The organism is Mucilaginibacter sp. (assembly GCF_039207105.1).
GTDB lineage: Bacteria > Bacteroidota > Bacteroidia > Sphingobacteriales > Sphingobacteriaceae > Mucilaginibacter.
The window spans coordinates 1-14,441 of the sequence record NZ_JBCECK010000034.1 but is presented as its reverse complement, the minus strand read 5'-3'; the positions used below and the strand labels follow the sequence as shown (position 1 = coordinate 14,441).

The 14,441-nt window shown below is 41.1% G+C and carries 11 protein-coding genes; 4 read left to right on the top strand and 7 right to left on the bottom strand.

What is annotated here, in order from left to right; genetic code table 11:
* Positions 1–3: 3 nt before the first annotated feature.
* Entirely contained in the window at positions 4–2,148 is a 2,145-nt protein-coding gene (locus tag AAGC65_RS09520; RefSeq protein WP_343112209.1) for a TIM-barrel domain-containing protein, read from the bottom strand.
* Between the two features lie 121 nt (positions 2,149–2,269).
* Here AAGC65_RS09520 and AAGC65_RS09515 point away from each other — a divergent pair, with 121 nt between their 5' ends.
* Positions 2,270–3,454, top strand: coding sequence for a heparan-alpha-glucosaminide N-acetyltransferase domain-containing protein (locus tag AAGC65_RS09515; RefSeq protein ID WP_343112208.1), 1,185 nt, complete (start codon positions 2,270–2,272; stop codon positions 3,452–3,454).
* An 85-nt stretch (positions 3,455–3,539) separates the two neighbouring features.
* Here AAGC65_RS09515 and AAGC65_RS09510 read toward each other — a convergent pair whose 3' ends face one another.
* From AAGC65_RS09510 to AAGC65_RS09500, 3 genes are all read right to left on the bottom strand, one after another.
* Positions 3,540–4,457: an AraC family transcriptional regulator gene (locus AAGC65_RS09510; RefSeq protein ID WP_343112207.1), complete on the bottom strand. Its 918-nt coding sequence runs from the start codon at positions 4,455–4,457 to the stop codon at positions 3,540–3,542.
* 8 nt (positions 4,458–4,465) lie between these two features.
* Positions 4,466–5,299, bottom strand: a complete 834-nt coding sequence (locus AAGC65_RS09505; protein WP_343112206.1) for an SDR family oxidoreductase — start codon at positions 5,297–5,299, stop codon at positions 4,466–4,468.
* A 162-nt stretch (positions 5,300–5,461) separates the two neighbouring features.
* On the bottom strand, positions 5,462–6,283 hold the full coding sequence (locus AAGC65_RS09500; protein ID WP_343112205.1) for an alpha/beta hydrolase: 822 nt from the start codon (positions 6,281–6,283) through the stop codon (positions 5,462–5,464).
* Positions 6,284–6,632: 349 nt separating this feature from the next.
* On the opposite strand from AAGC65_RS09500, the gene AAGC65_RS09495 reads away from it, so the two are divergent.
* Both AAGC65_RS09495 and AAGC65_RS09490 read left to right on the top strand, forming a co-directional pair.
* Positions 6,633–7,190 carry a thioredoxin family protein gene (locus tag AAGC65_RS09495; protein ID WP_343112204.1) on the top strand — a complete coding sequence of 186 codons (558 nt, stop codon included), beginning with the start codon at positions 6,633–6,635 and terminating at the stop codon, positions 7,188–7,190.
* Positions 7,191–7,299: 109 nt separating this feature from the next.
* The gene (locus tag AAGC65_RS09490) at positions 7,300–8,277 is read left to right on the top strand and encodes an aldo/keto reductase (RefSeq protein ID WP_343112203.1); all 978 of its coding nucleotides are present in this window, start codon (positions 7,300–7,302) and stop codon (positions 8,275–8,277) included.
* 85 nt (positions 8,278–8,362) lie between these two features.
* Here the strand turns inward: AAGC65_RS09490 and AAGC65_RS09485 are convergent, their stop codons facing one another.
* From AAGC65_RS09485 to AAGC65_RS09475, 3 genes are read right to left on the bottom strand one after another with little or no spacing between them, the layout of a single operon-like run.
* A complete protein-coding gene (locus tag AAGC65_RS09485; protein WP_343112202.1) occupies positions 8,363–9,055 on the bottom strand; it encodes a response regulator transcription factor in 693 nt (230 codons plus the stop codon).
* Between the two features lie 3 nt (positions 9,056–9,058).
* The gene (locus AAGC65_RS09480; RefSeq protein ID WP_343112201.1) at positions 9,059–10,705 is read right to left on the bottom strand and encodes a HAMP domain-containing sensor histidine kinase; all 1,647 of its coding nucleotides are present in this window, start codon (positions 10,703–10,705) and stop codon (positions 9,059–9,061) included.
* Between the two features lie 7 nt (positions 10,706–10,712).
* Positions 10,713–12,638, bottom strand: coding sequence for a prolyl oligopeptidase family serine peptidase (locus AAGC65_RS09475; RefSeq protein WP_343112200.1), 1,926 nt, complete (start codon positions 12,636–12,638; stop codon positions 10,713–10,715).
* Between the two features lie 120 nt (positions 12,639–12,758).
* Between AAGC65_RS09475 and AAGC65_RS09470 the strand changes: the two genes are divergently transcribed.
* The gene (locus tag AAGC65_RS09470) at positions 12,759–14,387 is read left to right on the top strand and encodes a tetratricopeptide repeat protein (protein ID WP_343112199.1); all 1,629 of its coding nucleotides are present in this window, start codon (positions 12,759–12,761) and stop codon (positions 14,385–14,387) included.
* The last annotated feature ends 54 nt before the right edge of the window (positions 14,388–14,441 follow it).

Sequence of the window (14,441 nt, the reverse complement as noted above, 5' to 3'; positions counted from 1 at the left end):
GTTTTAGTTAATAAGCTGCCACTTTTTTATCAGGTACCTTGTGCTTTTGAATTTACCCTCGCGCTTAACTTCGCCTTTGTTTTTGTTCCAGGTGAGGTTAAGCGTATTGTAGCCCCCTTTTTCATAATTAAAGGTGATACCATCATCTTCAAATAAGGTCGCCTTTGCATCAGCATGGCCATATACGTAACAGATAATCTCAAATTTGGTATCGGGCGCAACATGTTCAACAGGCTTGGCCAGAGGTAATATTGTCCCAGCTTTTATAAATATGGGCAACTGTGTTAAGGTTGGTTTAATGGTATACTCCTTGCCGCCTTCATAGGTCTGATTAGTATTAAAATCATACCAGATACCTTGGGGCAGGTACACTTTTCGTTCATCCTGCTTTTCAGTTAACGGCGCGGCCAGTATGGCGTTACCGATCATGTATTCATCCGATAAATTGTAGGTATTCTTATCTTCCGGATAATCCATCACCAAAGCCCGGAAAGGCGGTATGCCTTTAAAATGATATTCGGCAAAGGCATTGTATAAGTAAGGAATAAGGCTCATCCTGAAATTCAACAGCTGACGAACATCCGCTTCCACGGTCTGCGCATTATCCATCAATTCGCCTTTGTTATTCTTTTCCCGGTTTATTTGCAGCCAGGGCGGATTTTTAAGGTACCATGAATTGAACAGCGTTTGCGCGGAAAGGACTGCCGTTTGGCTGCGACGCATAAAATCTTTAACGGAATTTGATTCACGCACCTCAGGCGACCAGATCATTCCTGCAAAACCTGAGTTCAGGATCATCCGGATATACTCTTCATGAACGTAGGTATCACTGTATAATGCTGCCGGGTATGATGATGCAAAAGCGTTTGATGCCCGCACATCAAGATAAGTGCGCTGATTCAGCCTTTTGTAAATTTTATATATTGTTTTTTGATAAAGCAGGCCAAATAGCTGGTGCATTTGCTCGCCATCAATACCTGATGGAAACTGGCTCAACTCCGGAAAACTCCAGGTATCGCTCCCAAATGATATATTAGAGTTATCACACTCGTCCATTTTAAATCCTGAAATACCCTGCTGCACAAATGTTGCCTGATGATAGCTGGCAAAGATGCGGCTTGCAGCGCTATCGGCAAAATCAGGCACCAGGCCGTTCCAAACTAAATAGTTACCGGCCTTGTTTTTTAAAGGTTCATATAAAGGCGATTTGGGCGACACAAAGGCATGCTCCCACAGATTTAGGTGGAAACCCTTGCTTTTCATACTATCAATAAACTTGTTGGGTGTTGGGAAAAGATCTTTATTCCATACATATGAACAGGAATAGGCCGCCGTTTGCCATTTTGGTTCTAAACCAAGCACATCGCAGGGAATATGATTATCGCGGAAATAAGCGGCCATTTTATCAACCTGACTTTGATTAAAATCGGCCTTAACACGGTACTTCACGCCAAGACCCCAGATGGCCGGTAAAGCCCCGCCGCCGCCAAACAGGTTATAGCGCTGCATCACATTTTTCAGATCAGGGCCTGCAAAAACAAATACTTCAATACCTTTAGCACCCGGAATATCCGCGGTAACGTATCCGGAGGTTTTACGATTATTTTTATATAACTCCTCTACCGAATTACCGCTTTTAACTGCGGTGCTGGTATCGCCGGTATTTTTTAATTTGGCTGTGCTCCCGCAATAAAAGGTGGTATACCTCGCCGTGTTAATTAAAATACCATAACCCTTGTTTGATACATAAAAAGTTGCCGGGCCGTGTGTATACCCCAGATCATTTAATGGGTTGTCGTTAACAATTGGCCGTTTCTTTAAGCCGCGCTGATTAAAAGAGCCTATCTGCATACCAAAGCCATACAATTGCTCTCTGGGGTCTAAAGGTACCTCGACCACAACGCCCCTCTTATTTATCGTGATCTTGATATCAGTTATATTGAAAGGAAATTTACCCGTCGGCAATTTATCCAACTCGGCTTTTGCAGGCTGTTCATTACAAAAAGCATATGGCGTAAACTGGTCAATTTCGCCGTTCGAAATTTTGGTTACCCCTGCTGCCATTAACGTAGTTTGGCCATAGGCATTGATTATACCCATCTGCAGCAGGACGCAGATGATAATGATATAAGTAGAATATCTTTTCATGATAATTGGAAGCAATATACAGAACCATTCGGAGATGCTGTATTAAAGGATGAAAAACGTATGACCTGAAATAAATTCAATTTATAAAAAATGTATTTTTATAACCCTTTAAAAATCCTGAATGAACACAATTATCAAAAACCGGATAACATCCATTGATTTTCTTCGCGGCACCATCATGATCATCATGGCGCTTGACCATGTACGGGATTATTTATATTCGGGTTCATTTCTTTTTGACCCGCTTGATCTGACCAAAACAAGCGGTATATTATTTTTCACCCGGTGGATCACTCATTTCTGCGCGCCCATATTTATGCTCCTGGCCGGAACTTCGGCTTACCTTATCGGGCAGAAGAAAAGTAAAAAGGAATTATCTGTATTCCTGGTAAAAAGGGGTTTATGGCTCGTGTTCCTGGAATTGGTAATAGTAAATTTTGGCTGGAATTTTAACCTCACCTTCCCCATGCTTTTCTTTATTACCATATGGGCGCTGGGCATTAGCATGATCATACTGGCTGCATTTATACATCTGCCCAATAAACTCATTTTGGGTATTTGTATCATCATTATTGCAGGGCATAACCTTTTAGATAGTATTCATGTGGCGGGTAATACCTTGCCTGCATTTGGCTGGGCACTAATACATGACCAACAGTTTTTTACCTGGCACCAGGAAATATTTTTGGTAGGCTACCCTATTGTTCCTCTCATGGCTATTATGCCTGTAGGTTATTGCCTGGGCTCATGGTATGCATCAGGTTATGACGCGCAAAAAAGGCAAAAGAATTTATTGGTACTGGGTAGCGTTACCATTATTTTATTCATCGTACTCCGTTATACCAACTTATACGGCGACCCGGTAAAATGGTCTGTACAAAAAGATGCTTTTTTCACCTTCCTGTCGTTCATCAAAGTCAACAAATATCCACCCTCGCTATTGTATGTTTTACTGACATTGGGTGGTGCATTTTTATTTCTTTCATTTACCGAAAAATTAAAAGGCGCTATTGTAAATGTTGTTTCGGTATATGGCAGGGTACCTATGTTTTATTACCTCATTCATATCTACATCATACATTTGGTGGCGGTTATTTCATCGGTATTTTTGCCCGGCCAAAACTGGAAACTATGGTTCCTGACAAAACCTATCTGGTTCACTTCAGACCTGAAAGGTTACGGATTTTCCCTGCCGGTTGCTTACCTGATCTGGATAGTAATAGTGGCTGGCTTATACCCGCTGTGTAAACGTTACGATGCCTATAAGCAAGCCAATAAGGCTAAATGGTGGTTGAGTTATTTGTAAAATGCATAACAAAGAAAAGAGCCCTCTTTAGGTGGCTCTTTAATCGCTCTATTTGCTTAATTAATATCATTCATAGTGTTTATGTTTAGTTGAAAGACTGTCTGAAATCAACCGGCGATATTTTGGTTTTGCTTTTAAACAGCCTGTTAAAAGACTGAGGATGTTCAAAGCCTAATTGATAAGCCACCTCACTTACTGACATATTGCTCGTACTCAAAAGCTCCTTGGCTTTTTCAATCAGTTTATCATGGATGTGTTGTCTGGTATTCTGTCCGGTTAAAGTCCGAAGCATATCACTCAGGTAATGCGATGATATGTTCAAATCTGCAGCCAGTTGATCTACAGTTGGCAATCCATTCACCAAAGGCTTATCTGCATTAAAATAATCGGCCAGCATATTTTCAAAGCGCACCAATAACTCATTGCTGGCCGCTTTCCGGGTAATGAACTGCCGGCTGTAAAACCGTTTACTATAATTTAATAAAAGCTCTATTTGAGATACCAACACATCCTGGCTAATCTGATCAATAGCCGAATCCAATTCGTGTCCGATGTTTTGGAATAAGCCTATGATCACCTGCTTTTCCTTTTCAGAAAGGTAAAGCGCTTCGGTTACCGAATAGGAGAAAAAGCCATAGTTCTTAATACTTTTACCCAAAGGATAGTTCCTGATAAAATCCGGGTGAATCAGCAAAGTATAACCACCATAATCCGCCTCGCCCTCAATTGCGGTTATCACCTGATTAGGCGAAATAAAAGATAAGCCACCCTCGTCAAAATCATAATAATTTTGCCCGTACTTTACCTTGCCGCTAAAGTTTTTTTTGTACGATATTTTATAAAAATTAAACAGCATACCTTTTTCCAACTCGGTAGTATCAGCCTGGATATTACTGTAATCAACCAGGCTGATAAGCGGATGTAATGGCTTCGGCAATCCCAGTGCCCGATGCAGCTCGGATATAGAATTGAAAACGTAGGGTTGCCTGTTAGTTACTTTCATCTTAAAAACTAAACTTTTGTTTGTTGATACGGGCTTTGCAAATTAAGATATTTTGTCAGGTTAATGCGGTAATTTTCCGGCCCCTCGGCCTGGCGTTTGGCATATAACCTCACCGCATCATTACCGGCAGGATACGTTAACTGATCCTGTTCATCTGTAGCTGCGCGATAAACCACTTCGGCTATTTGATCTGCTTCGGTAAATTCCATCAGTGTACCGTCACTAAAACCTTCCATCATTTTAGTCATAGTAGCCTTGTAAGCATCATCCTCGGTTACCTGCATTGCTTTCATAAAATCACTTTTAATACCACCTGGTGCTACATTTTTAATACCGATTCCAAACTGAGCCAGATCATATGACATGCTTTCGGCCAGGCCCTGCAAAGCCCATTTACTTGCATTATAAATAGCCGACTGCGGGTTAGAAACCAAACCGCAAAGAGAGGTAGTATTGATAAATAACCCCTTCTTTTGCTGGCGGAAATAAGGTATAAAAGCCTTTATCACCCAAATAGTTCCAAAAAAGTTAGTATCAAACTGAGCCCTTATCTGCTGCTCTGTATGTGATTCAACCGCACCAACCAAGCCATAACCGGCGTTGTTGAATACTACGTCAATATCGCCCAGTTCCAACGCTTTATTTACTGTTTCGTTAACCTGGCTAATGTTGGTAATATCCAGCGGTAACAAGGTAACATTTTGCAACTGGTTTAGTTCTGTTTCCTTTTCTGGTGTACGCATAGTGGCTATAACTTTCCAGCCTTTTGCCTGAAATAGTTTGGCAGTAGCCTTGCCCAATCCGGTTGATGCACCGGTAATGAAAATTGTTTTTGTGCTCATTTTGTTAATGTTTTAGACCGATACAAAAGTGGATTATCGCTTATCGGCGTTAGTAACCAAAACGGACAATATTGTAACCAAAATGAAGCTTTGCTCAACAAAAAAGCCGTCACTATGATAGTGGCGGCTTTTTACTTTCCATTATTAAATAAGGTTTTTTATTTACGATCTGATAAAGGCCAAAAGATCTTTGTTAATGGTATCAGCTTCGGTTGTCGGCATACCATGCGGAAAACCAGGGTATGAAATCAGTTTTCCGTTTTTCAACAATGCGACCGCTTTTGGTGCCGAAACGTGGTAAGGAACAATCTGGTCATCTTCGCCATGCAGCACCAATACCGGGATGTCTACACTTTTCAGGTCCTCTCTGAAATCTGTTTCTGAAAATGCTTTGATACCGTCGTAATGTGCTTTTATTCCGCCCATCATTCCCTGGCGCCACCAGTTGTCCCTTATCCCCTGTGATATTTTGGCTCCTTCACGGTTATATCCATAAAATGGCATGGTCAAATCCTGATAAAATTGCGATCTGTGGGCTCCTGTACCTTCGCGTATCTCATCAAAAACAGACATCGGAACTCCATCAGGGTTGCTTTCTGATTGCACCATGATCGGCGTAACAGCACTGATCAGTACCACTTTGGCCACACGGCCTTTTCCCAGATTAGCAGCATAATGGATAGCTTCGCCACCACCTGTTGAGTGGCCAATATGTATGGCATCTCTCAAATCAAGCGCTTCGGTTACGGCGGCAACATCGGCTGCATAAGTATCCATATTATGCCCCTCTGAAGTCTGGCTTGATCTGCCGTGTCCACGGCGGTCATGTGCTATAACCCGAAATCCTTCTTTAAGAAAAAACATCATTTGCGCATCCCAGTCATCGCCGGATAGGGGCCAACCGTGGTGAAAGAAAAGAGGTTGTCCTGTACCCCAGTCCTTGTAATAAATTTCGGTTCCGTCTTTTACTGTAATTTTACTCATTGTTGTTTTGATTATAGTGATGTAATAAAGTATACTCCTGTTAAAATAGTCTGATTTCGGTTATAAATAATAACATTTAATATAACCTCAGGACGTGGCCACGTTCTGATAACGCACAGATCAAGGGGAGAACCAGGGCCGGGATGAACAGCTTAAAAGTAATAAATAAAAGCAGATTTGCAGATTCAAAAAAGCAACAAAAATTGATCAATTTGTTAATAAGCAGGTGCATAATACTTCAAACCAATCCTCATTATTGGCCGTAAAAGCAATAAAGAAATCTACAAAATTATTACATCAAGGTTATTTAAAAAACTTTACCTTTAATTAATTCAGCCGAAACAACTTAATGGATTTTATTACCTACCAGCAATTATTTGAGGGCATTTTTACTGATACAAACCCTCAGGCCCCTTATGATAATCCGGCCTATGTGCATTACACCCAGTTAAACTGGTCGCGCCAGCAACGTTGGCTAAAAACGGGAATACTCAATGAACATCTGGTAGCTTTTATTCAAAATATTGATCAGGAGCAAACATGGATTATTATTACCGAGCCCTGGTGCGGCGATGCAGCCCATACCATACCTTTTATACAAAGACTGGCCGAACTAAACCCGCTCATAAAAGTTGATTATCAGCTACGCGATTCGCCCCCGTTTTTGATTGAACAGTATCTGACCAACGGAGCTAAAACCATCCCCAAGCTTATCATTACCAATACTATAAATAACCACCAGGCAGTATGGGGATCGCGCCCAGCCGAATGTCAGGTATTATATTACCAGATGCTTAAAGATAACGTTGATATGGATCAGCGAAAAATAGCTTTACAGCAATGGTATAATAATGATAAGGGAAAAAGCTTTCAGTTAGAGTTGCTTGCTCTTTTAACTTCCTTATAGTAGCTTAAGCTCTATTTTAACAATGGCTGGCCTGTTATAAATTGTTACCTGTTTGTTACACCGGGTGTGATGCTTTGTTTCGTAATTTTAATGACTAATACATTACTTTATGGAATACATCAGATTTGGAAATACCGGCATGAGTGTTTCGCGCTTGTGCCTGGGTACCATGACCTACGGTAAGCCTACCGAACGCTGGCCCTGGGCCCTGAACGAAGAACAGAGCCGTCCTTTTATTAAAAAAGCGCTTGAGCTTGGCTTCAATTTTTTTGATACGGCCGATGTTTATACCGCAGGTGCCAGCGAAGAAGTTGTTGGCAAAGCATTAAAAGATTTTGCTAAGCGCGACGATATTGTGCTGGCTACGAAAGTTTTTAACGCTATGGGCCCGGGCCCCAATGACAAAGGCTTATCACGCAAGCACATCATGAGTGCGATAGACGCGAGCTTAAAACGGTTGGGTACCGATTACGTTGACCTGTACCAAACACACCGCTGGGATTACAACACCCCGATTGAGGAAACAATGGAAGCCCTGCATGATGTTGTTAAAGCCGGCAAAGCCCGTTACATTGGCGCATCATCCATGTTTAGCTGGCAGTTTGCCAAAGCCCAGTATACTGCCGATCAGCATGGCTGGACCCGCTTTGTATCTATGCAGCCGCATTACAATTTGCTTTACCGCGAGGAAGAGCGTGAAATGCTGCCTTTTTGCACGGATCAGAAAATTGCGGTGATACCTTGGTCACCGCTGGCGCGTGGCTTACTAACCGGACAACGCACCAAAGAGCGTAATGAGACCGAGCGCTCTAAAACAGACGCCTTTGGTAAAACTTTATATAATGATGCAGACTTTGATATCGTAAATCGCGTTACCGAAATAGCCGAACAAAGAGGCATACCCAATGCGCAAGTAGCCTTAGCCTGGATGCTTACCAAACCGGTTATCACTTCGCCTATTATTGGTGCCAGCAAACCAGGCCACCTGGAAGATGCGGTAGCTTCCCTTACGGTAAAACTATCCGCAGAAGAAATCAATAAACTGGAGGAGTTATATCAGCCGCACCCGGTATTAGGGCACAGCTAACAAGACAAACCTGATAAATCAGAAATCAGTTTTATAAAAAAGCCATTTCATTATAGTATGAAATGGCTTTTTTTATAAGTGCAGACTACTGGTTATAAACAAACTTATAACCTATGCCCCGCACGGTTTGCAGATATTGCGGCGAATCAGCATTGGTTTCTATTTTTTTACGCAGGCGCACAATGTGCATATCAAGCGTGCGGGTATTTACATCGGCGTTGTAGCCCCAAACTTCCATCATGAGCTCTTCGCGGTTTATTACTTTGTTTTTGTTTTTCAAAAAGTAAAGCAATATCCTGTTTTCCAAAATGGTGAGCTCAATCTTCCGGCCATCCCTGATCAGCAGGTGGGTATTAGGCAGATGCTCCATGTTGGCAAACTTATATGATTCCGGCTTTTCGCTATTTAACGAAAACTTGATCTTATTATCAATCATGGCCACCAAAACATCCATATTAAATGGCTTGGTGATGTAATCAGATACGCCAAAGTTATAGGCCTCTATCTTATCAACATCCTGGGCTTTAGCTGTCATCATGATAATCAATTTATCATAGCCTTTCTCGCGGATATTACCACACACCTCTGATCCTGGCTGGCCTGGCAGCATCCAATCCAGCAAAACAATATCAGGTTGTTCTTCCAATATTATATTTTCAGCATCGCTGCCATTATCAGCTTCCAATACTTTATATCCTTCTGATTGCAAACGTTCTGCAACCAGGAAACGCAGGTTTTCATCATCTTCAACCAGCGCGATCTTGATTTCTTTGTTCATATTTTAATTTTCGTATGGAAGCGTAACTATAAATTCCGAACCTTCATTAACCTTACTATGAACAGTTATTTCTCCATTCATAAAATTAACCAGTTCTTTACAAAATGCCAAACCCAAACCTACGCTTCCATTTTGGTTATATTGGTTTTCTATCCTGTAAAACTTTTTAAAAATATTATTCAATTCTACTTTCGGGATGCCTATCCCTCTATCAATAAATGAAAATACGATATTTCCTTTCTTATGTGTAATATTAATATTCAACTCCTTTTTTTGCGGATGCGAATATTTGTAAGCATTCTCTATCAGGTTTTGGAAAACGCTCCCTAATAATACCGGATCCGAATAAAATGTATGCACGCCAATCACCTTACAATGCAACTTAAAATCGGGGTATTTAATTTTAAATGTATCGGTATACCGGCTCACAAAATCATCAACATTAATTTCTTCTTTTTTTATGGTTATAGATTTATTTTCAATCTGTGTGAATGATAACAACTTATTCATCAACTCATTTAACTTATCTGCTTCTTCATCCAGTATCTTACCATAATGCTTGCGCTGCCTTTCGGTAAGCTCACCATCACCCCGCAAATTCGAGCCCGCAATTTTTATAACGCTTACCGGCGTTTTAAACTCGTGGGTAAAATTGTTTATAAAATCATACTGTAGCTTAAACAGTTTCAAGTTAACATTCAGATTTCGATAAATAAGCCAGCCTATTAACACCAGGAAAAGTGATATCAATAATACCACCGCACCTATGGGCATAAACCTGCGATTGATCTCGGCGGTCAGATAACCTTGCTGCGAACTGAAAAACAACTTATAATCAGAAAATGCTCCGGGAAATGATACCTCTGTGATCAGTTTACCACCCTCGCTATCAATAGGATCATATACCACCGGTTGTATGGATACGCTTTGATATAATTCCTGGCGTGTGTTTTTAACCTTCAGCAAATAAGGGTCAAGGTGAAAGGTCACCATATTTTGCTTGTACGATGCCGAGGTGATGTTATCTTGCTGCTGTAGTTCGCGATATATTTTAATGTCTTCGCGCCTTAAAATATTGGTATAGGTTATTTTATCGGGCTTTACATCCCAAAATGTTTTAAACAACTCATCCTGACTGGATACACGCGATGTATCTGAAAAAGCGATGAAGTTGCTCAACTTGCCCCCCATTTCTTTAAAATCAGATTCATCGGCCGGGCGACTTTGCCTGGCGCCATGTATCTTACCATTCTGGTACCAGTATTGAAATATCGCTTTAACAGATATATCCAGGTTGTTTACGCGAATAGTAATCGGCATTTTACTCCCTATCAGCACATCGTAAAAAACAATTTTTTTCACAAAGGCATAGTCATGAAAAACCGAGGCCGCGTATTTGGCTGCCGAAGCCGAATCTAAAAAACCCTGATAGGAAGTGATCTCGGGTATTTTATTCTGAAAAAAATCGTTATAAGGTTTTATAGTTTGCTCCAGTACATCTATTTTTTTGGAGGCAAACTCATTCTCCACATATTTAGCGGTAAGGTTATACGATACAAAAAGCGCTACCACAAAGGTTACCGATATGAGCACCAGGAATATGATGATCAGCGTAAAGTTTTTGCGGTAAACATTTTTATGTACAGGCATCTGGGGCTTATGGTTTAACCCGCATATTATTATCAAGGAATTTTTCTATCTCGGCATACATTTCCATACGGGTATGTTCGCTTTTGAAAAACGCGCGCTCATTGGGTTTTAAAAAGTATTTTACATCAACATTCTTTTTACGCAGCTCGCGCACAAACTGGTTTAACTCGCTAATATTTGCACGCTGATCTTTTGCCCCCTGAAAAATAATTAACGGTACTTTTATTTTATCTGTATGAAATACCGGCGAAATAGCCCTTAGCTGATCGGCATCAGTTTCGGGGTTACCAACCATTTCGTAGGTCATTTTTAAATATGGTTTAAAAAACGGCGGCGCATCCTTAATGTATGTAAAAAAGTTAATGAGCCCATACTGCACAACCGCGCAATTATAAAGCTCGGGATGGAATGATACGCCATACAGCGCCGAAAACCCGCCGAAACCACCACCAAAAATAGCTATTTTTTTAGGGTTAGCTATTTTTTGATTTATGAGCCAATGTACACCATCGGTAATATCATCCTGTATTTTGCCGCCTACCTGTTTAAATCCGGCGCTCCGGAACGCTTTTCCGTAACCTGTTGAGCCCCGGTAATTAACCTGAAAAACAGCATAACCTCGGTTGGCCAAAAACTGTACCTGTTCGTCATACCCCCATGAATCGCGGTTCCAGGGGCCGCCATGAGGCATCACTATTACAGGCAAATTAAGCCGTTTATCGCCTTGAGGCAACGTTAAATACCCATTGATCAGCAAACCATCGCGGGCTTTATAAACTATAGGTTGCATAACGCAAAGTTCATCAGGTATCAGGCTTGAATTGATATCGCCCAGCTTGGTCAGCTTATCCGTATTGCTTTCATATAAATAATATGAGCCAGGGTTACGGTCGGTATAGGTGTTTAAAATAAATTTATTTTCGGCGCTGTCACGGTCTATCACCTTTATTTCGTTTCCTGCCAATTGCGAGCGTTGCTGCAGATTGTGATATACACGTTCAATATCGGGTACCAAAAAATGCTTACGAGGCTTAGCCTCTTCCCAGGAGGCAAACTCAACCCGGTGTTTATTTTTTGAATATTCAACATACAGCACATCGGCTTTGTTGCAGCTGAAGATCGTTTTTTGCTCTTTACCGTCCTCGGCGTTAATTTCAACCAGGGCGGTTTTATCACGGTTAACGTTTGACAGTGCATAGAAATAATTTTTCACCCCGGTAAAAGCCACCGGTTTAACCGAGTTTTTAAAATTATTTTCAATAATAGGTTTAAAGGGCTTGTTATCATCGGGCCGGTATAAAATAGTTTCGTTTACCCCGTCTGATGCCTTAACCAGGCGTATTTTACCATCCGCATCTGGAAACCACTCGGTAATATTACCTGGATTTAACAGGTAAGGCTTTAACTCACCTGTGTTTATATTGAGCTTGTAAATATCAAAATTAGCGGGATCTCGCTTATTCATCCTGATGGTGATCATATCAGGCTGCCCTTTATTACGATTAAGCAAACTCACACGTACTTTTGCCTCTGCCATGATGATCCGCTTTTTATAAGTGGTCACATCCATAGCGTACATTTTTAAACTATCGTAATCAATAACATCCTGACTAAACACCAGCTGATCGTTATAAGTCCAGAAATAATCAGACCGGATAGAATAATCATTAAATGTAGTGGCCATATGTTCCTTACCATCGGCCAGGGATTGTATAAAAAGATTCTGCTTGTCTTTGTAGGGCTTTAAGTAAGATACGTACTTGCCATCGGGCGATATTTTATAAGAGCTTTTTTCGGGTGTCTTAAAAAAATCGACAATAGGTATCTGTCTAACTTTATTCTTGCAGGAACATAAGGTTAGGATAAAAACAACCGTTAATAGATATCTAAACTGGCCAAGCATATAAATTGCCCCTTTTACTGATCTGGTCAAAATACGTTAAATAACTTTACGTTAACAAAATGTCACTACAATTTTACCCGCTTTTGGGGATATATGAATATTAATACAATGTGCCTGAAGCATATAAATTAATTGATTATTTTTGAAAAGATGAGGGCTATAATCTGTGCTATTATTCTTGCTTTTACAACTACTACCCTGCTTTTTGCACAGGATAATGACATGCAGTTGGCTAAACAGTACAACACTAACGGCGAGCCTCAAAAAGCCCTGGAGATCTATCAAAAACTATATCGGCAAAATAACGAGGTCTACTATTCTTATTATGTTAATACGCTGTTAAATCTTAAAAAGTTTGACGAAGCCGAAAGCACCTTAAAAAAGCTGATCCGCAAACATCCTAACGAGCATCAATACCCTATTTTACTGGGCACTGTTTATACCCAGCAAGGCAATCAGAACAAGGCCGACGCCATATACGACGATTTGATCAAAAACCTGCCTGCCGACCGTAATGAAATTGCCATGCTGGCCGGGCAGTTTTACCAGGGATCCAATTTGGATTATGCTGTCAAAATATTTTTGCAAGGCCGTAAAATACTCAACAGCGATGATGCCTTTACCTATGAACTCATAAACCTTTACCGCTTTAAACGGGATAAGGCCGCGCTTACAGAAGAGTACCTGAATTTTTTGCCTACCAACCCTAATTTTATTACCCAGGCCGAAAACGCTTTTGCTACCGTATTTGAGGGCGATGTTGATTACAATATGTTAAAAAGCGCATTATTGAGGCGGATACAAAAAGATCCGCAGCAGATCATTTATACCGAACTGCTTACCTGGCAATACATGCAGCAAAAAGAGTTTGATCTGGCCCTAAACCAGTCGCTCGCTTTAAGCCGCAGGCAAAATGATGATGGCAATAGCATTTTTGAACTCTGCCGAACATTAACATCCAACGAAGCTTACGATACCGCCATACGCGGGTATGAGTTTATTATAAGCAAAGGCAAAACATCGCCCTTGTACATCCCCTCAAAAATTGAGCTGATCAATACCAAAAATTTAAAGGTAACATCAGGCAAATACGTACAAGCCGACCTGCTTGGTCTGGAGCAGGATTATACCGACCTGCTTACAGAATTCGGTCGTAGTAACAGTACCGTTTTCGCCATGCAAAAACTGGCACAATTGCAAACCTTTAAGCTGCACAAATTATCCGAAGCTCAAAAGCTGTTGGAGAGCGCTGTAGCTATTCCAAATATTCGTCCTGAATTACTGGCTGCCTGTAAACTTGATCTGGGCGATGTTTACCTAATCAACAATCAGCCCTGGGAAGCCACACTACTGTACAGCCAGGTTGAAAAAGATTTCCCGAATACCGATATTAACCAGGATGCCAAATTCCGGAACGCCAAGCTGGCCTATTACACTGGTGATTTCACCTGGGCTAAAGGACAGCTTGATGTGCTTAAGGCAGCTACATCACAATTGATTGCCAACGATGCGCTTAACTTATTGCTATTGATAGAGGATAATACAGCGACAGACAGTACCGGGGGCCCTTTAAAGACCTATGCCCGGGCCGATCTGCAGATATTTGCCGAACGCCCTGATAAAGCGCTGATGGCTCTGGATAGCATTGATAAAAAATATCCCAACAATACTCTGAGTGATGATATCCTGATGTCGAAATCAAGGATATTGATACAACAAAAAAATTATGCTGACGCGGTGCCGCTGCTGAAAAAAATAGCCGACGATCATCCCAATTAACTGTGGGCCGACGATGCCGTTTTTATGCTGGGCGATATTTATGATAACCGCCTT